General features: G+C 31.7%; 14 protein-coding genes, 1 tRNA gene and 2 pseudogenes. 10 read left to right on the forward strand and 7 right to left on the reverse strand.

Translation table 11 applies throughout. From position 1 onward, the window contains the following. On the reverse strand, positions 1-460 hold a 460-nt coding region (locus LF845_RS11130), incomplete at its 3' end, for a DMT family transporter (RefSeq protein ID WP_242821095.1). Positions 461-529: 69 nt separating this feature from the next. On the opposite strand from LF845_RS11130, the gene LF845_RS11135 reads away from it, so the two are divergent. After that, positions 530-910, forward strand: a complete 381-nt coding sequence (locus tag LF845_RS11135) for a nuclear transport factor 2 family protein (protein ID WP_242821096.1) — start codon at positions 530-532, stop codon at positions 908-910. A gap of 28 nt (positions 911-938) precedes the next feature. Here LF845_RS11135 and nifJ read toward each other — a convergent pair whose 3' ends face one another. Beyond that, positions 939-4,502 (reverse strand): pyruvate:ferredoxin (flavodoxin) oxidoreductase, encoded by a 3,564-nt coding sequence (gene nifJ / locus LF845_RS11140; RefSeq protein WP_242821097.1) that lies wholly within the window; start codon positions 4,500-4,502, stop codon positions 939-941. Between the two features lie 422 nt (positions 4,503-4,924). On the opposite strand from nifJ, the gene LF845_RS11145 reads away from it, so the two are divergent. The 3 genes from LF845_RS11145 to LF845_RS12120 all read left to right on the forward strand — a co-directional run bounded on the left by LF845_RS11145 (position 4,925) and on the right by LF845_RS12120 (position 5,554). Beyond that, positions 4,925-5,015, forward strand: a tRNA-Ser gene (locus LF845_RS11145). Between the two features lie 180 nt (positions 5,016-5,195). Beyond that, complete coding sequence (locus LF845_RS11150; protein ID WP_341352909.1) at positions 5,196-5,465, forward strand: ATP-binding protein; 270 nt, start codon at positions 5,196-5,198, stop codon at positions 5,463-5,465. An 11-nt stretch (positions 5,466-5,476) separates the two neighbouring features. Further along, on the forward strand, positions 5,477-5,554 hold the full coding sequence (locus LF845_RS12120; protein WP_479723420.1) for a hypothetical protein: 78 nt from the start codon (positions 5,477-5,479) through the stop codon (positions 5,552-5,554). A 57-nt stretch (positions 5,555-5,611) separates the two neighbouring features. Here the strand turns inward: LF845_RS12120 and LF845_RS12100 are convergent. From LF845_RS12100 to LF845_RS11175, 5 genes and pseudogenes are all read right to left on the reverse strand, one after another. After that, positions 5,612-5,722, reverse strand: a pseudogene (locus tag LF845_RS12100) (DUF262 domain-containing protein); the annotation flags it as partial. 149 nt (positions 5,723-5,871) lie between these two features. Next, on the reverse strand, positions 5,872-7,002 hold the full coding sequence (locus LF845_RS11160) for a PD-(D/E)XK nuclease family protein (RefSeq protein ID WP_242821099.1): 1,131 nt from the start codon (positions 7,000-7,002) through the stop codon (positions 5,872-5,874). A gap of 162 nt (positions 7,003-7,164) precedes the next feature. Beyond that, positions 7,165-8,691 carry an ATP-binding protein gene (locus LF845_RS11165; protein WP_242821100.1) on the reverse strand — a complete coding sequence of 509 codons (1,527 nt, stop codon included), beginning with the start codon at positions 8,689-8,691 and terminating at the stop codon, positions 7,165-7,167. Between the two features lie 281 nt (positions 8,692-8,972). Next, positions 8,973-9,860: pseudogene (locus LF845_RS11170) on the reverse strand (Nmad3 family putative nucleotide modification protein). Between the two features lie 57 nt (positions 9,861-9,917). Beyond that, on the reverse strand, positions 9,918-10,469 hold the full coding sequence (locus LF845_RS11175) for a YqiA/YcfP family alpha/beta fold hydrolase (protein WP_242821101.1): 552 nt from the start codon (positions 10,467-10,469) through the stop codon (positions 9,918-9,920). Positions 10,470-10,711: 242 nt separating this feature from the next. Between LF845_RS11175 and LF845_RS11180 the strand changes: the two genes are divergently transcribed. The 6 genes from LF845_RS11180 to LF845_RS11205 all read left to right on the forward strand — a co-directional run bounded on the left by LF845_RS11180 (position 10,712) and on the right by LF845_RS11205 (position 20,692). Further along, positions 10,712-11,629, forward strand: a complete 918-nt coding sequence (locus LF845_RS11180) for a helix-turn-helix transcriptional regulator (protein WP_242821102.1) — start codon at positions 10,712-10,714, stop codon at positions 11,627-11,629. Between the two features lie 155 nt (positions 11,630-11,784). After that, positions 11,785-12,213, forward strand: coding sequence for a hypothetical protein (locus LF845_RS11185; RefSeq protein ID WP_242821103.1), 429 nt, complete (start codon positions 11,785-11,787; stop codon positions 12,211-12,213). A 56-nt stretch (positions 12,214-12,269) separates the two neighbouring features. Continuing rightward, complete coding sequence (locus tag LF845_RS11190; RefSeq protein ID WP_242821104.1) at positions 12,270-13,046, forward strand: hypothetical protein; 777 nt, start codon at positions 12,270-12,272, stop codon at positions 13,044-13,046. 537 nt (positions 13,047-13,583) lie between these two features. Further along, the gene (locus LF845_RS11195) at positions 13,584-16,910 is read left to right on the forward strand and encodes a helicase-related protein (protein WP_242821105.1); all 3,327 of its coding nucleotides are present in this window, start codon (positions 13,584-13,586) and stop codon (positions 16,908-16,910) included. A 15-nt stretch (positions 16,911-16,925) separates the two neighbouring features. Continuing rightward, positions 16,926-20,459, forward strand: a complete 3,534-nt coding sequence (locus LF845_RS11200) for an Eco57I restriction-modification methylase domain-containing protein (protein ID WP_242821106.1) — start codon at positions 16,926-16,928, stop codon at positions 20,457-20,459. A gap of 14 nt (positions 20,460-20,473) precedes the next feature. Further along, on the forward strand, positions 20,474-20,692 hold the full coding sequence (locus LF845_RS11205; RefSeq protein WP_242821107.1) for a YdbC family protein: 219 nt from the start codon (positions 20,474-20,476) through the stop codon (positions 20,690-20,692). The last annotated feature ends 163 nt before the right edge of the window (positions 20,693-20,855 follow it).

A 20,855-nucleotide genomic window follows, 5' to 3' on the forward strand; every position in this document is an offset into this window, starting at 1 on the left:
GAATATCCCCAAGATTAAATTTCATAGAAAGTAGTACATGCAAATCCCCTTTTGTCATAATTGTAAAAACACCCGATATCGAAACAATAATTCCAAGCAACTGCATTAATGTGATTTTTTCTTTATAAATTAATGCTGAAAATATAAAAATTATTACAGGTGTAAAAGAGTTTACAAGGACAGCATTCACTGCGGTAGTATAGTGCATTGCCAAATAGACAAGGGCATTAAATGTAGTCACCCCAAGAAATGACACAGCTAACAAATATTTAGTATGTTGCTTTACAATATCCCAGTTATCAATAAACTTTTTTAAAACAAATGGAGCAAGGATTATACCTGCAAGCGTCCATCTCCAAAATACAAGTGCAATGGGTGGAATAGATGCAGCCATCCCTTTGCTTAATACAAAATTTCCTGACCAAAAAAGTGTACTCAAAGTCAATAATATGTATGGCATTTTCACCTCTGACTGCTATAATTAAATGAAACTATTTAAATTATCAACAAGTTTTAACAGGAGGGCAATGTGAACGAAAAAATATTGTGGGATTTCTTAGAAGAGCATCTTAATGCAATATATTCAGGTGATTTTGAAAAGTATAAAAATTCTTGCATAGAGGATTTAGGGCTTTATGAATGGTTTGTAGCTCCTCACAGAATTGATGGCTTAGATTTTCATAAATTTATGATGGAATCTGACTGGGCAGGCACTCACAATAAATTCAATATTATGCTTCTTGATAAACGAGCTCAAATTTACGACAACTGTGCAATCTTATCATACACGTTAGTAGTATCTTCTAAAAATGAAGAAATCACCCACAAAGTCGTAAATGAAAGTAGAGTAGTAGTAAATTTTGATGGTATTTTAAAGGTAGTACACGTCCATAAAAGTCCAGGAAAATAAAAAAGGGGGCTTTAAGCCCCCTTTTATATTACTCAGTACAGTCTATTTTTTCAGCTAATTGCCTTGTAAGAGAATTTCTTGCTTTTACACTCTTTTCAGCAAGCTCAGCCAACATCTTAGCCCTTTCAGGGAACATTTTAGCTACAGCCCTAAATCTGTTTTCTGTCTTCATAAACTCTTCAACAGACATTGTTGGCTCTTTGCTATCAATAGTCAAAGGATTTTTACCTTCCTTTCTTAATTCAGGATTAAATCTGTAAAGCATCCAATATCCTGAATTCACAGCAAGTTTTTGTTGTTCAACACCTTTTGACATATCGATACCATGAGCTATACAGTGAGAATCAGCTATTATGATGGATGGCCCATCATAATTTTCTGCTTCAACAAATGCCTTAACACATTGCGCAGGGTTAGCAAGAGATACTTTGGCCACGTATATATGCCCATACGTCATAGCAATCATTGCAAGGTCTTTCTTTTCCACTTCCTTACCTGAAAAAGCAAACTTTGCTATCGAACCAATGGTTGTAGCTTTAGATGCCTGACCTCCAGTATTAGAGTAAACCTCTGTATCAAGTACCAAAACATTTACATTTTTATTATCTGCTAACACATGGTCAAGTCCACCATAACCAATATCATATGCCCAACCATCACCACCAACAATCCATACAGACTTTTTCACCAAATAATCTGCCAGCTCAAGAAGCTTTTTTGCTTCAGGAGTATCCATTGATTTAAGTGAATCTTTCAACGCTTTTACTCTATTTCTCTGCTCCTCAATTTCAATTTGAGTTTTTTGTGGAGCATTTACTATATTTTCAACCAATTCACTATCTAGTTTGTCTTTTAATTGTTCTAAAAGTTCTAAAGCTTGTTCATTAAATTTGTCTATCGCAAGTCTCATACCATAGCCAAACTCAGCATTATCCTCAAACAGAGAATTACTCCATGCAGGTCCTAATCCATCATACCTTGTAGTGTAAGGCGTAGTCGGCAAGTTTCCACCATAGATAGATGAACACCCTGTAGCATTTGCGATTATAGCCCTGTCACCGAAAAGGTGGCACATAAGTCTAACATATGGAGTCTCACCGCAACCTGCACATGCACCAGAAAACTCAAACATATGAGGAGCAAGCTGGCTACCTTTTAGAGTATTTTTATTGTATTTAGTAGGATCAAGTTCAGGTATTGAGAGGAAAAACTTTAAGTTTTCTCTTTCAGTCTCACGCAATGGTACCTGTGGCACCATGTTAATTGCTTTGTGCATTGGGTCAGTTTTACTCTTAGCAGGACAGTTAAATACACATGCACCGCAACCGGTACAATCTTCAACTGCAACTTGAATCGTAAACTTCATCCCCGCAAATTCTTTACCCCTAGCATCAGCATATTTAAATGTAGCAGGAGCACTTTTTAAAACCTCTTCATCATAAACTTTCATCCTAATGGTTGCATGTGGACATACAAATGAGCAGATACCGCACTGAATACATACTTCCGGATCCCACTGAGGCACATTCAAAGCAATATTTCTTTTCTCATACTTACTTGTACCTACAGGGAAAGTACCATCAACAGGAAGCCATGAAACTGGAACATCATCCCCCTCATTTGCAACCATTTTACTGATAGCTTTTTTAACAAATTCAGGAGCGTCAGGATCATTAATATACTTACTCATTTTTATTGAGCTGGTTACAGAGCTTGGAACTTTTACTTCATAAAGCTCCTCAGCACCTGCATCAACAGCTTTTTTATTCATATTGACAACACTGTCACCATACCTACCGTAAGTCTTTTCGATAGCATCCTTAATAGATTCAATAACTTTATCAAATGGTGCAACATTGGCAATTTTAAAGAAAGCAGTCTGAAGAATTACATTAACCCTATTGCCGAGCCCAATTTTTTCAGCAATCTCATTTGCATTTATAACATAAAATCTTGCTTCTTTTTCAATAAGAAGCTTCTGAACTTCTGCAGGAAGTTTGTCCCAAACTTCATCAGCAGAATAGATGCTGTTTAAAAGGAACGTACCTCCCTTTTTAAGCTTTGTAACTATATCATACTGCTCAAGGAAAGAAAAATTATGGCATCCTATAAAATCAGCTTCTTGAACAAGGTAAGAACTCTTTATAGGTCTCTTACCAAATCTAACATGAGAAGTGGTCATAGAGCCTGATTTCTTAGAGTCATAAACAAAATAAGCTTGAACATTACTGCCGGTCAAATCTCCAATAATTTTTGCTGAGTTTTTGTTTGCACCGACAGTACCATCTGACCCTAACCCAAAAAACATACCGTTGAAAACGCCATCCTGTGGTGTAAGCCAGCTCGGATCGTATTTAAGACTTTTATTTGTAACGTCATCCTCGATACCAACAGTAAAGCTATTAATCGGCTCAGCTGCATCAAGATTGTCAAATACTGCCTTAACCATTGCAGGAGTGAACTCTTTTGAACCAAGTCCATATCTGCCGCCTATAATTATAGGGTATCTGTCAAATTTAACCATTTTCTTCTGCATAGCTTCGCCAATTGCAGTCCTAACATCAAGATAAAGTGGCTCACCAAGTCCGCCCGGCTCTTTTGTCCTATCAAGCACAGCTATTTTTGATACAGATTTTGGTAAAGCCGCTACAAAATCCTCAAGTGAAAATGGTCTGTAAAGCCTTATCTTCATAAGACCCACTTTTTCTCCAAGAGAATTCATATATTCAACAGCTTCTTCTGCAACATCAGCACCTGAACCCATCATAATAATCACTTTTTCAGCATCAGGAGCACCAATGTAGTCAAAAAGATTGTATTTTCTACCGGTTAGCTTAAAGAATTTTTCCATCTCCTGTTTGAAGATTGCAGGAGCTGCTTCATAAAATTTATTAACAGCTTCTTTTCCCTGAAAGAATACATCAGGGTTTTGAGCAGTACCCTTTATTGTTGGATGATCAGGGCTCAACCCTCTTTCTCTATGAGCTTTAATAAGCTCGTCATCTATCATCTCTTTCATTATTTCAAAAGGTATTTCTTCCGTAGTCCTAATCTCATGAGAAGTCCTAAAACCATCAAAAAAATGCAGAACTGGTACTCTTGATTTTAATGTAGCCGCTTGACCAATAAGAGCAAAATCCATAACCTCCTGCGGGTTGTTTGAACACAGCATAGCCCATCCTGTCTGACGACAAGCCATAACGTCAGAGTGATCACCAAAAATTGAAAGAGCATGGGTAGCTACAGCTCTTGCACTAACATGAAAAACAGTAGGTGTTAATTCACCTGCTATTTTATACATATTAGGAATCATCAACAGCAGACCCTGTGATGCAGTAAAAGTAGTAGTCAACGCCCCAGCAGACAAAGCTCCATGGACTGCACCGGATGCTCCGCCTTCAGATTGCAATTCTACAACTTTTGGCACTGTACCCCAAATATTCTTCTTGCCCTTAGCACTGTATTCATCAGCTAGCTCTCCCATTACAGACGATGGTGTAATCGGATAAATGGCAATAACCTCATTGGTAGCATGCGCAACGTAAGCTGCAGCAGTATTACCATCAATATTGACAAATTTTTTCTCAGCCATATTTCCTCCTTATTTTATGTATGACACAGATTATTGATTTTCTTATATTACAGCTCTTAATTTATAACATCGGCCTTTTGCTTCGTCAATCTTTTTAAGGGTTTTTTTAGCAATATTCAATATTTTTTAATCTAACTAAAAAATATAATCCTTTTTTAGCATTATTGAACGGATTATTCAAAAATTGCCTGAATTTACTATATTCTATTTTTAAGAGATACTTATCAAACATTATAACCATTATCTATTTTTAAACAATATTAACCTCTCGCTAACTTTTTAACACTACACAATATATTTATTTTGCTCGAGAAAATATAATAAAAGATAGTTTTGTTTTATTTTATCTGATAAAGGCAACTCAAGAATCAATCGGCTATTGACACTAAGATATTTTAGTGGTATTCAACTCCTTCATTTTTGGAGAGATGTCCGAGTCTGGCCGAAGGAGCACGATTGGAAATCGTGTGTACCGTTCACCCGGTACCGAGGGTTCAAATCCCTCTCTCTCCGTTTATTAAATATCTAACACCTTGTTAAACTTCATTTTTTAAAATCCATTTTAAGCTTGGGGCCGTGAGGGGGACGTAAAATGTCTAATATAGTCCATCATATTCAACCATAGCAGAATAAGATAATAAATTTTCATAAAAATAAATTCTTTTTCAACAAATTCCCCATAGAATAAACCTAGTGGTATTTATCCATGCAAACTATATTGTAGCAAGATTGGTAGCTGCCAAAGGTGATGGTGGCTATTTTACTGTATTAAAAAAATTTCTGAGGGTAGATTTACTTATAATCGATGAAGTTGGATTTAAAAAGATTCCGTTAAACTATGTTGATGAATTCTTTGAAATTATCAGACAAAGATATGAAACTAATTCTGTAATTATTACCACTAATAGACCATTTGAAGAATGGGGTAATATATTTGGTGATGTTGTCTGGCTTCTGCAATAATAGATAGGCTTATTCATCATTCTCATATCTTCAAGATAACCGGTAAAAGTTACAGAATAAAAAGTTTACAAGAAGTAAAAGAAGCTTAAATTTAACTGGGGAATTTTAAGGGCCATAACGTCGGGATTTTTAATTGACTTTGACACTTCCCAAAAATCTTTCAACTGTCTTGTTGTCCAAGCATATCCTCTTTGATAATCAGGAATTTTAAAAATTCTGTCCTTAAAAATATTTTTAAAAGATACTAATTCATTCACTTTATCTCCTTATTAATTTTCATATCTGTAATAGGGCATAGCGGTGAGTATAGGCGTAGTGCGGGTTTTTGAAGCACTTTACTTTCAATTTACACCGAAGTTTGTTTATAGTTAATCCGTTCATATTCAGCACTTATCCCGCATTAAGTTTATGCATTCTTAGCTTGCGTAATTATTGTTCTGATTTCATTAATATTTTTCTCAATATGTTCTACATCCTTGATTATAGTACTAATAATTTTATTTATTGTAAATTCTGTTCCTAGTTTTACCGATTTATAAAAAAATGTATTCCCATATTTATTAAATCCTTTTTCTGGCTTTGGATAAACTCTTGCACTTGGAAATGAATTTGAAAAGTCAAACCACAATTTATTGTCTAATAATTTTTCTTTTATTTTATGTGCAATTATAGAATTATTGTCTTCAACAACCATTCTGTAATGTTCTCCTTGTATTTGAATTCCTAATACAATGTTAGGCGAAATTAAATATTTCAAATCCATCAGTCCTAAACTTCGAGTCATTCCATACCCGAGGAAAATTATCGGTTTTTTATTATTCCAGTTTAGAGGCAAGCTAAAGTCTGTTAAATTCTTTCCAAGTTCATCTAATTCCTTATAAATCTCATATGCTAACAACTCATACTTCTTTTTTAGATAAAAATCGTGTAATCTTATATCTATAAGTTCTCTGTATAATTGATTTGTTTTAATTGAGTGAAAATCAAATAATTCTTCCCTGTCAATTTTACAATATTCATTAATTTTTATTAAACCACTTATAAATTCACAATAATCAATAATTATTTGTCGGTGATACTCATTATTTATACTTTCAGATAAGGATTGTAACATTAATTGTAAATCAGAATAATTCAAATAGTGCCAAAATACACCATTAACTTCTAGCTTACTTTTCGATTGGAAAAACATAGGTTCTGATAATGAAAGTAATATGTAATTTTTTCTATTTGTATGTTTCTCTGAATATTTTGCTAATTGTCCAATATATGGAACACTTTTAACTTTATTTTCAATCAATATTTCTTGTCCATTAGAATAATTGAATGATAAATCAATATTCTCTTTTTCTCTAAATATTTCTTTAATTCTTAAATTTTCAGGCTGTTCATTTAAAAACTTTGAAAAAAAGGTTCCAAATTCTAACGGGTAATTATGACCTATCCAATATAAAAAATTACTATGAAATAATTCTTTCGAACTTAACGATAAGTTAAATAGTGGTGAATTTTTAAGCTTTTCTATTGTTTCTTTCATTTACAGTGTCCTTTCTTATGCAAGCTAACGGTTCAGTGTATGAGCTGTGGCGGGGTTTTCCGCACTTTGTTTCATATTTGCACTGCCGTTATTTTATTCATATTCATTTCATTTATAGCATTTTGCCCGCCATTGCTTATACACAATGTTGTGCGGTCGTATTTACATATTCTTTTGAATGAACTCCCTCATCGCACTTATTGATTCTTGTAATTGTTTCAAGGTAAATCGTTCATTTAATGTGTTTTCGGGATGATGAATTTGATGTCTAATAAACTCACTTAAAACTTTTTGTTCTTCAATTTCTCGCCCATTTCTCATTCTTCTGTAATTCATTGTTGTCCTACCATTTTTGTATTCATTTAATTTGCCTTCACTTTCTATATAACCATAAAGTTCATTATGATATTCTTCATTTGATTCGCCAAAAGCAAGAAAATTGACCTCATTTAATGATGGATAAGGCAAATTATGTCTTTCAACTTGTATAACATTAATTCGCCCATTTTCTTCTTTTAGAAGTTTTAAATCCTCAAAATCCAATAGTTTTACAATTGCTGGACTGTGGGTTGTAAGTATTATTTGAGTATTCTCGGTGTTTGACAATGTTTTAAAGGCTTCTATTAACTTTCTTTGATGTTCTGGATGCTGTGAAGTTTCAGGTTCTTCAATTGCATAAATAATATTCGGAACGTTTCTTTCTTGTTGCCTTCTTTCAGCTTCAGCCCTAAAAAAGTTAAGAAGGATTAATCTTTTTATGCCGCTACCTCTTTTATTAATAGGAATGTCTTCATCTCCTGAAATCTTAACATTTTTAAACACATCTTCCCACTTTAGACTTTCTGTTGGCGGGATTACAGGATTCAAACTATTTGCAACATCAGGATTCATTTCTCTTAATTTATTTAAAGTTCTATTGGCAACTTCTTCTAATTTGCCTCTAACTTCTGTGGCTATTTCATTGAATTTCCTTCTAAGTTCTTCATCATTTAGTATTTGTCTAACTGCTTCTTTTAGCGGGTCTTGTACTTCGCTATCCCCATCACTATTTTTCCTATCTGATTGAAATAAAGCATAAAGAGGCATATAATTTTTAAGTTGATTCCAAATATTCTTTGCATCCTCTTTTGTTACATCTATTTCAAAATCATTTAATTGCAAGTCATTTAAAAAATGATTCCAAATTGTACTTCTAATAACAGCACTTCTTGTTCTGTCTTCACATTCAATACCATTGTCATCAAGAATTCCCTTTAATTCGGAGATTTTTTTAGATAACAAATCAGAACAAGAAGGATTTGTAGGATGATATGCTTTTATAAAAACCTTCTCTTTCCCAGCGTTCGGGTATTTTTTTATTACTTCTAAATCTCCATCACGATTCGTAAGATATTCATCTGAAAGAGTAGTAGGATTAGTTGCATCTATCGTTAAAGTATCAGGTAGATCTTCAAAAACAACAGAAATTATTGTTTCTGTATTTCCTTGCTCGCTATTTCTTTTATTTATATCATCTTTTTCAATCTTAGTCACACCCTTATTCTCGTTAAAGAAAATGTCTAATGCTTCTAAAATTGTTGATTTTCCAATATCATTTTTCCCAACAAATACTGTCAAATCTTTAAAATCAATAGTTGTTTCTTCTTGGTAATTTCTAAAATTATTTAACCTAACCTTTTTAATTTTCATAGTAGTATCCTAATTTATTAATATGCCGCACAACGATTGTGTAAAGTTATTGTTTTTATACTCCCAAATTGGAGGGATAAGAACAATAATTAATATTTTTATTTTATCGCTAATTATGACTAACATATTCTCATATTTCAAGCCATTTTCCTCCCTGCGTCACTTTTTTTGTTTCTTTACACAACAAGTAAAACTATTTTTAGTTTATTTTTCCTTTTGCGTAATGTGATATCTAATCTATCATAGACTCCCAAAAGTGAGATGATGTCAGGTGTAGCATATTATGTTATATTCTTTTCAAATATGTCCTTAGTCCACCCTATAGTTTTTGGGTAATAATTAGTATCTAATACAAACTCTTGTCCTCTACCCACTGTTTTTAAAAGTACATAATCATTATGTTTTTCCCATCTGCTCATATTTTTATGATATGTTAGTAGTTTTCTATCTCTTTCAGGATAGAAAAAGTTTGGCAAATTCCAATAAGATACTTTGTCTGAGTTGTTGTCTGTAAGCTGCAGTGATTTATCAAATTTTTTAAAATATCCAGCACCAGGGATATCTTTGTTAAGTCCATCAAGATTTAATTTATCTTTTCCAACATAGGTTGTATTTTTACTAAATGCCTTTTCTCTATCTTGTAAATGCGGATGACTTAGAGCCCATTTATAATGGTTTTTATTCTTTAAAATTTCATCTACTTTTAAAATTTTATCTATTTGTAGCCATCCAAATATCACATGAATAGGCTTTTGATCTTTTATATATTTAAACCTGCCATTATCTTTTTCAACTTCTCTAAATAATCCAAAAAAAAATAAAAATATCTCCTTCATTTACTTCTTGATTTTCAAGATGAGATTGAGCAGCATTGCATTGACCAAAAATAGGTTTCCAATCTGTACTCTTTTTTTGTAGATATTTTTATTTAAGTCAGGATCTAAATGTACCCCATTTGTTTTAGTTATTTTCATTTTTGTTAAATCTTCAACTATGTCACCATAAGAAATTTTGTCTGTTTCGTTTTCAAATGATAAATCGTCATAAGTAATTCCTGAATATTCATCTGGAATTGGTATTGAAATCATTATATTTGAGTCTTTAATAATGGGGCTTGGATATCCTCCCGATGATGAATCAAAACCTTTTCTACTGAATATTATTTTCATAAGTACGCCTCTTTTTTGGTAAGATCATAATATAGCTTAAATTAATCATAGCATTCCCTAAAGAGCATTTACAAGGGCAGTTAGCTCTTTAACGATAAGACCATAGTCTTCAGTTGGAACAATATGCCCCCAATCTGTTTCTATTAAATCTTCTTTATTTATTTTTAGAGTGCTAAGTATTATATCATTATTTACTACATTATCATTTTTACTGATTATAATGGTTCTTTTTGGGTTTGCCCCATCATCATTTTTTATCAAATCTTGTAATTGTATTTCAGTTTTTTTATACGATTCAAGAATGCTAATGTCAGTTATCCCTTTTCTTTTGAGTGTATTAAATGGAGTAATAGAGGGATTTATTAACATAAAGGGAATTTTATGATTTAACCCGAAATAAAGTGCAGGAAATGCCCCAAAGCTACTGCCTATTAGAATATTAAACCCAAGTTTGAATTCATCTTGAAACTTTTCTATCGGATTTTCAGTAAAATATTTAAATAGAGTAGTTTGAATGTTCCAAATATTTAGGCTTTCAAGATATGCACATAATCTAGATTTCCCTTTTGTTTCCAATCCATGAAAATAAAATATGTTAGTTTTATTCATAATTTTTTCTCCTTAAAGTATAATATAATCATTTATCGAGTTTGTTCTTTTTTTAACAGTTTCTAACAAAGTAATACCTCCATAAAATCTTTAATTTATTATTATCTAATATGAGCGTCAATATTTGACGTAGCCCACATTTATAGATTTTTATAGTAAAAGATGTTAATATTTTATCAGGAATAATTTGGGTGTAAAGGAAAGCTTATCAAATATTTTAAAGAAGGTTATAATTTTAAATCATGAAAGGGATAGCACTAACTATAGAGATACTTGGATTGTTAAAAAGATACAGAACTGTAACAACTAAACTAATCTCAGATGAATTGGGAGTCAGCGTAAGGACTGCCCAAAGATACATATCAGAATTACTAAATATTCAGGGGTTATTATACTACGATCCTGACAAACACACTTATTCACTGATTGAAAATGTAAGATTTGCAGATGTAGATTTGCCAAAAACAGAGATTCAATTTCTTGCGGCACTATTTGAATATATTAAAAAATTTGTGAGCCCCAAGACTAAAGAGCATATTGATAAAATCGCAAGAAGAATTTTTCATATAAGCTCAATGGGGGCTGTAAAACTTATAAATAACCAATCATATATTGATATTGATAAAATAATGGATACTTTTTCTAAAATAGAAGATGCCATTAAACATAAGCAGGAAATAGAATTTATTTATACAAAATTTGATAAAAAATATACCGTTCAGCCTTTATGTATATTGATTGATAATGGTTTTTGGTATTTATTAGCTAAACATGAAAATACATTAAAGAAATTTTCGATTGATCTTATAAAAGACTTAAACATTCTTGTGAAATTCTTTGAGATTCCTCAGGCTGAAATTGATAAATTGGTAGATAATGCAAATAGCATTTGGTTTGAGGACAAGCAATTGGTTAAAGTAATTGCAGAAGTTGACCAAAAAGTTGCTTCTTATTTCCAAAGGAAAGATATCTTCCCAAAACAAAAGATTGAAAAAGTGCTATCAGATGGAAAATTACAAATAACCTTTTATGTGGCAAATGAAGAAGAGTTACTATATTTCATTCGTCCTTGGGCGGAATACGTCAAAATTAATGCTCCAAAAGAATATACTTTAGTCGTAAAAAGGTTCGCTGAGAATATACTAACAAAGTACAATTAAGAAACATTTGAGCATGTGTAATAAAGATAAAGTTCTAAATGCCTGCAGATTTAAATAATTTGAAATAAATGAAAGAAGGTTTACTCATTTATTAAAGGTGTGTGCCGAAAACAGAATGGTACAAGTGCAATTAATTTTAACCAAGGAGGTTGTTTATGGCATTTGATACACGAATAAGCATCAAAGAAGAACAGGCTATTATGAAATGCTTGAAAGACAATAATTTTGATATTGAGAAAGATCGTCTTGCCATATTGTTTGAATTTACCCCAGCCTGGGGCGACTTTATCAACGTAGTCATTAATGGAAACTGGATATACGATTATGACGAATCTGAAAGAGAAGATACAGATTTAACAGTGAGCGAGCTGAACATTGATGGATATATTATCCCTTTAAGTATACCGAAAGAAAAACAGGAATTAGCTATTAAATCAGCCCAGGGATTTGTTGAAGCCGAAGTAGAGGAAGAAGTTGAATTAACTGGTACAAGTATAAGAATAGAAGTAGAAAATTTAAAAATGTCATTGCATTCTTGTGGTAAATTAATTCATCGGCAAGAGCTTAAAAAGTCAGATGCCTGAAATATTGGAATCGGCAAGGTACGGCACATACTTTAAATTAAATGCAGGAGCAAAAAATGAGTAATATTTTTCTTTTATCTAAAAAAGAGGCAGATAATATTAAAAGTTGGATAAATAATAACAATTATTCCATATATAAAGGTTATTTTGTTTTAAGATTCAAACTGAAATCAACTGGCATAAGTTCTATTGAATTTGATTATATTGCTAATAGTAACACATCTGACTGTTTGGTAGTTTTTGATAATAATACATCAATAGATATTAATAATTTAGATGTAAATGTATTACAGATTGAACACATTGCTGTTGAACTTTATACTCAACAAATACTTGATGAATACAAAAAATGGATATCAAACATATCAGTAAATACAAATAAAGATTCTGCTCAGCAATTTTTTACTGTGGAGTATAAAATATCTAAATTTGGATATGGTATTTATACAGAAGGCAATTTAAAAGATGAAATACCAATGGCTTTTGATAATTTGAGTGCAGATGAGAATAAAAAATTGCTTAATGGGATATCCATAATAGAGGTAGAAAATGACCCTAATGTTCCATATTTTAGTTTAGAAGATATTGCTAAGATTGTTAACAGAGCAGCTGATATGGGACTTGATGTATATGGAATAGAATGTTGGACATCTGTTGATTTTACTTATTTTAAAACATATGTGGAAGAACTTTATACTTATGACACTAACACCCCTAAAGAAGAATGGGCAAAAAAATCTTTAAAACAGCTAATTGATGAATACGATGAGGTTGTACTAAAAAAGGAACCGAACAATCCTCCAATATTTAATTTATCTGTTGGGAAAGAATAGATTGATTAAATATGAGATTGTTAAAATCATCAGTACAATTTTAAGTGGAATTATACTCTGCAACAAGTATAATTTAATTTTTTAGTTCTTTTTGCGGCACCATTTTTAAGCATATTGCAAAAAGCTAAAATCAATAATTAGCAGTGGCTTAATAAATAGAAAGGAAGGAAACATACTTGTGGGCTTATTAATAAAATAGGTATAATAATTCAATATTAATATAAAAGGTCATTATAAACTCTACCTGTGTATGTTTGCATTACTATATCAAGTACATCTATAATTGTTACTGCTTTTGAAGATAACCGATAAAAATTTCAGGATAAAAAGTTTAAAGAAGTAAATGAGGCTTAAATTTAACTGGGGAATTTTAAGGGCCATAACGTGGGGATTTTTAATTGACTTTGACAATGAGAAGAAAGAAAGTTTACTTATTGCTTAAAGGTGCAAAAAATGGGGTGATGGCAGTTCCATTATTATTGACAAAAAGTAAATCAAATGTCAAAATCTTATATTACTACTTGTTTTGGGGGAGTTTTGAGTAATTTTATAACTAATCAGCCAGAAAAAATCCTTAAAAACAGATTAAACACACTGATAAGAGTAAGCAATGAGTTAAAATTCCTTGTCGGATTTTTTTACTTTTCAGGGGTACAGGAGCTCTATGAATCTTTACAAAAAAATGACGATTTTACATTAAAAATCCTTGTTGGGTTGGGTATAGACCAGATAAATGGGAAAATAATTGAAAATAGTAATGATAATTTTTCAAGCGACCATGAGACTCTTGAATTTTATCTAAAAAGTGTAAAACAGGCAATTAATACAGATGAGTTTGACAGTAAAACTTTTGTAGAGCAGGTTGAATTTTTTATAAAGTTAATAGCCCATGATAGAATAATCATAAGAAAGACTTCATCGCCAAACCATGCAAAACTTTATTTGTTTAAGTTAAACGAAACACAAGTAGGTAGAAGGGATATTTTTATAACCGGTAGTAGCAACTTGACCAAAGCTGGTGTTTTATCTCAAGAAGAGTTTAACGTTGAAATATCTGATTATGGTTTTGAAGAAGCTGAGCAATATTTTGATGACTTGTGGGATAATAGTATTCAAGTAACAGAAGATTCCATTTTTAAGAAAAGGCTTATAGAAATAATAAATGAGTCAACCCATTTAAAAAAGGTTACTCCATTTGAAGCTTATTGTTTTACACTAAAATCATATTTAGATGAGTTTGAAAATAAGGTAACTTTGCCAATCGATATAATTCTTGAAAAGAGTGGCTATAAGAGTTTTTCCTATCAGGTTGATGCAGTAAAACAGGCTTTGTCTGTTATAGAAAAACATAGCGGTGTTATTATTGCTGATGTAGTTGGTCTTGGTAAAACCGTTATTGCAAGTGCCATAGCAAAATCTTTAGGAAAAAGAGGTATTGTTATTGCTCCTCCCGGACTTGTAGGTGACGAAAATAGGAAATCAGGCTGGAAAAAATATCTTGAAGATTTTGAGCTGTATGACTGGGAAGCAAGGTCGTTAGGAAAGCTTGAAGAGACTTTTGAATTTATTAAGGCAAGAAAAGATATCGAAGTAATAATCGTCGATGAAGCGCATAGATTTAGAAATGAAGATACAAAAGACTATGAGCTACTACACAATATATGTAGAAATAAAATAGTCATCTTACTAACTGCTACTCCATTTAATAACAGACCATCAGATATATTTGCATTACTCAAGCTCTTTATTACACCCAAAAAATCTTCAATAACAATTGAAAATAACATCGATAGTATTTTCAGAAAATATGAAAATGACTTTAAAGAACTAACATATATTAAGAGGTATTACGACCATCCTGATTTAAATAAACAAGAAATAGCCTTAAGAAAATATAAAAAACTATATAATCTTGACACTATAGATTTAGAGAAAGTGAATAATGATATTAAAAAAATATCTAAAAGCATAAAAAATGTTCTTGAGCCGATAATTATAAGAAGAAATAGAATCGACCTTAAAAAGAACGAAAAGTATAAAAAAGAGATTACAACACTTTCAGAAGTTAAAGACCCAATAGAATGGTATTTCGAGCTGAATGATAAACAAAATGAGTTTTATGATAAAATATTAACAGAGTATTTTGCTGCAGTCGAGTTAAATGGAAAGTTTAAGGGTGCAATTTATAGACCTTATGAATACGAAGAAGGATTAGTAGAGCCAGAAAGTCTTGAAGAAACTAAAGTTGAAAAGTTTATAGACTATCAACAACAAAGAAACCTTTTTGATTTTATGAGAAGACTCGTTGTGAGAAGGTTTGAGAGTTCTTTTGGAGCCTTTAAGAAGACTATAGAAAATTTTAAAAGAGTTCACGAAACAGTATTAGACTTTGTGGATAGGACAGGGAAATATATACTTGATAGAAATCTTATAGAAAAAATATACGAGCTGGATAATGATGAAATTGAAGCTCAATTAGAAGAATACAAAAATAATATTTTAAATGGCGTTTATCCCAAAAAACACAAAATTTATGAAGTGAATAAATTCAAAAATAAAAACTTTTTAAAGCATATATCAGAAGATATAATGCTTTTTGAATCTATCCTCGAAGATATTGAGGCACTTAAGCTTGTTGAAAGTGACCCTAAAACAGAATGTATTATTACTAATATAAAAAAATCTTTAAAAAATGACCCTAAGAGAAAGATAATTATTTTTTCTGAATTTGTTGATACCGTAAAATATCTTGAGCCTGTTTTCTCTGAAACATTTGACGGTAGGGTATTGGTAGTAGCAGGCAGTATCTCAAATAGTAAAATCGAAGATATATATCAGAATTTTGATGCCAGTTACAAAACTCAAAAAGATGAATATGATATCCTTCTCTGTACTGACAAGATTTCTGAAGGATTTAACCTGAATAGGGCTGGTATGGTGATAAACTACGACATACCGTGGAATCCTGTTAGGGTGATACAAAGGCTTGGACGAATTAATAGGATTGGTAAAAAAGTATTTGATAGCCTTTATATTGTAAACTTCTTCCCTACAAAAAAAGGTGGAGATATTGTCCAGTCAAGGGAGATAGCACAAAACAAAATGTTTATGATACACAATACATTGGGAGAAGATGCAAAAATATTCGACGAGGGAGAAGAGGTATCACCATCTATGCTCTTTGATAAATTAATGGCAAACCCTGAAGCAATGGAAGAAGAAAGTTTTTATACAAAAGTTTATAATAAATTTTCAGAGATAAAAAAGCTTTATCCTGAAGTGGTAGAAGCGATAAAGACTTTTCCAAATCGGATAAAAACAGCAAAAGAATTCTCAGAAAATAACTTAATTGTATTTATGAGAAAAAATGCTCTTTATGCTATGGTGTATGATTATTCTAATGATGAGATAAAAATCAGTTCTTTTGAAGAGGTATTTGATAAAGTTGAAGTAAAATATGATGAAAAACGTCTTGAATTAAGTGAAACGTTTTGGAATGCATACGATAATATCAGAAACTACAAAGAAAAAAATATCATGGGTACATCTACTCAGAGTATTGAGAAAAAAGCATATGATGTGATAAATTATGCTCTTAAATCAAAAGAAGAGATATTTAGACCTGTAAAGAATTTCTTAAGCACCCTTAAAAATGATTTTACAAGTTATGGGACTTTATCTGACTATACCTTGAGAAGAATTTCTAATCTTAGAAATAAAAAAGATGAGGAGATTGTAAAAGAAATTGAAATCTTAAAAGATGAGCTTGGAGAGGACTATCTATCGGAAGAGGCCAAGAAATCTTATTCTTTAAAAAAAGAGATTATTATCGCTATTGAAAATATTGCTTCAACCATTACTTAAGTTTGAGAGGTAGTTATGAATGAAAAAGAGCTTTTACAAGAGATAATAGGAAATTTCAATTTAGACAAGTGGGATACATTTTTTAGTAAAAAGAATAGAAAATTTAAAAAAGAAACAGATTTTCCTGAGCTTGATAATTATGGCTTTTTATCTTTTATTAACGGTAGAAAGCATGGCATTATCCCTATTGAAGATGATGAGCTTGTAATTGCTTCATTTAAAGTCACAAAAAATCTTACTGAACGTTCAGGTAAAAAAGACCAGTATGACCTTGCCAAAAAAATATTAAAAGAAGATTTATCACTTTCAGGTGGAATATTTATTTTCTATGATGAGAATGGAAATTTTAGATTCTCCCTTATTACCAAGATATATGAAAAGACATCAAGGGGGATTAAAGAAAATTTTACCAGCTTTAAGCGATATACCTATTTTGTCTCAAAGTATCAAACAAACAAAACTTTTATTGATCAAATTTCAAGTGCTGATTTTTCAAGTTTAGAAAAGATAATTTCTGCTTTTAGTGTCAAAAAAGTTACTGAAGAATTTTATAAAGAGCTTTCTACTTGGTACCATTATAGCCTTAGTCAAGTTAACTTTCCATCAGATTTAGAAGAAATGAAGGATGAAAATAAAAGAAATGCTGTCAATCTCATAAGGCTAATTACCAGGATTATCTTTATATGGTTTTTAAAAGAAAAGCATCTTATTCCAAATGAAATATTTGACAAAGATTATGTGGCTAAAATTGTAAAGGACTTTAATAAGAATAAAGAAAGCCATTATTATTACAACGCTATTCTACAAAACTTATTTTTTGGGACTCTCAACAGACAGATGAATGACCGAAAATTTGCCAGAAAAGGTGATTATTATGAAAATAGAAATGAATTCGACGTAAAAAATTTATATCGCAATAGTGACTTTCTTTTAACAAGCGAAGAAGAATTTATAAGCTTATTTCAAAAAGTTCCCTTCTTAAATGGAGGTCTGTTTGAGTGCCTTGATAAAGGTAATATTTATGTTGACGGATTTTCAAGAAAAAATGGCAAAATGGCAATTGTGCCGGACTATTTATTCTTTTCTGATGAAAAAGAGGTTGATTTAAAAGAATATGGCTTTAAGCAAAAGGAGATTTTTAAAGGGCTTATAAATATTCTACAAGAGTATAATTTTACAATTGATGAGAATTCACCTGTGGATGAAGAGATTGCTCTTGACCCTGAGCTTTTAGGGATGGTTTTTGAAAATCTGCTTGCTTCTTACAATCCCGAGACACAGGAAACAGCTCGAAAATCTTCAGGCAGCTACTATACTCCTCGAGAAATTGTAAACTATATGGTGGATGAGAGCTTAATTGCCTATTTCAAAGAAAACATAAAAGAGCTTGATGAAGAGATAATCAGAGATATTGTAAAATATAATGAAAAAGAAGTAACTCTCGATGAAGGTATAAAGGAGAAAATTGTTCGCTGTATATCAAATTTAAAAGTGATTGACCCTGCATGTGGTTCTGGGGCTTTCCCAATGGGGATGCTTCACAAGCTGGTATATATACTTCAAAAAGTTGATGTAGATAATAAAGTTTGGCAAGATATTCAAATTGAAAATGCAATTCTTGAATCAGAAAAAGTTTTTATAGATACAAAAGATAAGTCGGAAAGAGAAGGGATTTTAAAACAGATAAATGAAGCTTTTGATGAGAGTATAAATCACCCCGACTATGCAAGAAAACTCTTTATTATAGAAAATTGTATTTATGGTGTAGATATCCAACCTATAGCAATTCAGATTAGTAAATTAAGATTTTTTATTTCTCTCGTAATAGATCAAAAGGTAGATGATAAAAAGGAAAATAGAGGGATATTATCGTTACCAAACCTTGAAACAAAGTTTGTGGCAGCAAATAGCCTGATACCATTAAACAAACCTGGACTTAAAGTTGCAGGTTCTATTTTTGAAAGACTATCAGGAAACTATGATCGGATTACAGAAATTAAAGAAAGGCTTGCACATTTAAGACATAGACATTTTTCTGTAAAAACGAGAAACGAGAAGAAAAAATTGCGAGATGAGTATTCTTCATTGAGGAAACAGCTGGAAGAATTGCTTAAGTCAAGCGATTATGATCACGAAGTAGCTCACAAAATTGCTCAATTTGATATTTTTGATCAGAACAAAGTGGCAGATTGGTTTGATCCAGAATGGATGTTTGGTGTGAGTGATGGGTTTGATATAGTGATTGGGAATCCGCCGTATATACAGCTTCAAAACAATAAAGGAGCTCTTGCTAATTTATATCAGGATAAAGGTTATGAATCTTTTAAGCGATCTGGTGATATTTATATCCTTTTTTACGAAAGAGGGGTAATGCTTTTGAAAGATGGTGGTTTTTTATGTTTTATTACAAGTAATAAATGGATGCGTGCAGGTTATGGAGAGGCAATAAGAAAATTTTTTACAAAATATGACCCATTGTTGCTTATCGATTTAGGGCCAAATATTTTTGAAAGTGCCACCGTAGATACAAATATTTTGCTGATAAGAAAAGCAAAGCCTTCTTTTAGCTTAAAAGCTGTCACCCTTCAAAAGAAAAATGGAAATATAGATATAGAAGCGCAACTATTAAGCAGTGGTGTTATATTGACTAAACTTACCAAAGATGCCTGGTTTATAGGCAGCAATGCCGAGCAACAACTTAAAGAGAAAATAGAACGCATAGGCAAACCCCTCAAAGATTGGGATGTGAATATTTATTACGGTATAAAAACCGGCCTAAACGAAGCCTTTATCATCACCACCGAAAAGCGCAATGAGATTTTGTCGCATTGCAAGGACGATGCCGAACGCCAACGCACCGAAGCCATCATTAAACCCATCCTACGAGGACGTGATATTAAACGATACTACTACGAATGGGCAGGGCTGTGGGTGATAGGCACTTTTCCTGCATTGCGATTGAACATAGATGATTATCCTGCGTTGAAAAAATATTTTCTTGACCATTTTGATATACGCCAATTAGAACAATCAGGTAAAAAATATCCTGAACTTGGATTTAATGCACGCAAAAAAACAGGAAATAAATGGTTTGAAACACAGGATCAAATTGCCTACTACACAGAATTTGAGAAGGAGAAGATTTTCTTTAAAGCTGTGGGTAGAAATTTAACTTTTGCAAAAGTTGAACCAGGTACAATGATTACAGCGCCTGCATCATTTTTAACAGGGAAACATCTCAACTATATTTTAGGGTTCTTATGTAGTCAATTCACAAATTATTATGTAGAACAAACATCAGACAAAACCGGGGCTGGCGATATAATGCTCAATGTACAATCTTTTGAAAGAATTAAACTCCCCCCCATCACGTCTTCAAACGAGACCTTTGTCCGGCAAATAGAGACGTTGGTAGATAAAATAATCTCAGCCAAGCGAGAAGATCCGCAGTCCGACACCCAGGAGCTTGAGCGTGAAATAGATAAGATTGTTTATAAACTTTATTACTTAACAGAGGAAGAGATAAAAATAATAGAATCCAAAGAATAACAAAAGGAGCATTTATGAGCGAGATAAAATATGAAATCGTAGAGAGAATTGCTATACTTTCTGAAAAAGGCAACTGGACTAAAGAGCTTAATAAAGTAAGCTGGAATGATAGACCTGCAAAATATGATTTAAGAGATTGGAATCACAAAGATGGTAAAATTGGTAAAGGTATTACCTTGACAGAAGAAGAGTTAGGAAACTTAAAAGAAGTATTAAATGCACTTGGAGTTTAAAGAAAATAGACAAAATAATTATTTAAAATGTTTGAATAAAGTTATAGGAATCCAAATAAAAATAGAACAGAGCATTTTTACTTGACATTATTATCTACAACCCTTAATTTATTAAGTGTTGCAGATATAATTTTCAAGTGAGAGATATTTTGCTATGAAACAC

The organism is Deferrivibrio essentukiensis (assembly GCF_020480685.1).
Taxonomy (GTDB): Bacteria; Chrysiogenota; Deferribacteres; order Deferribacterales; family Deferrivibrionaceae; genus Deferrivibrio; species Deferrivibrio essentukiensis.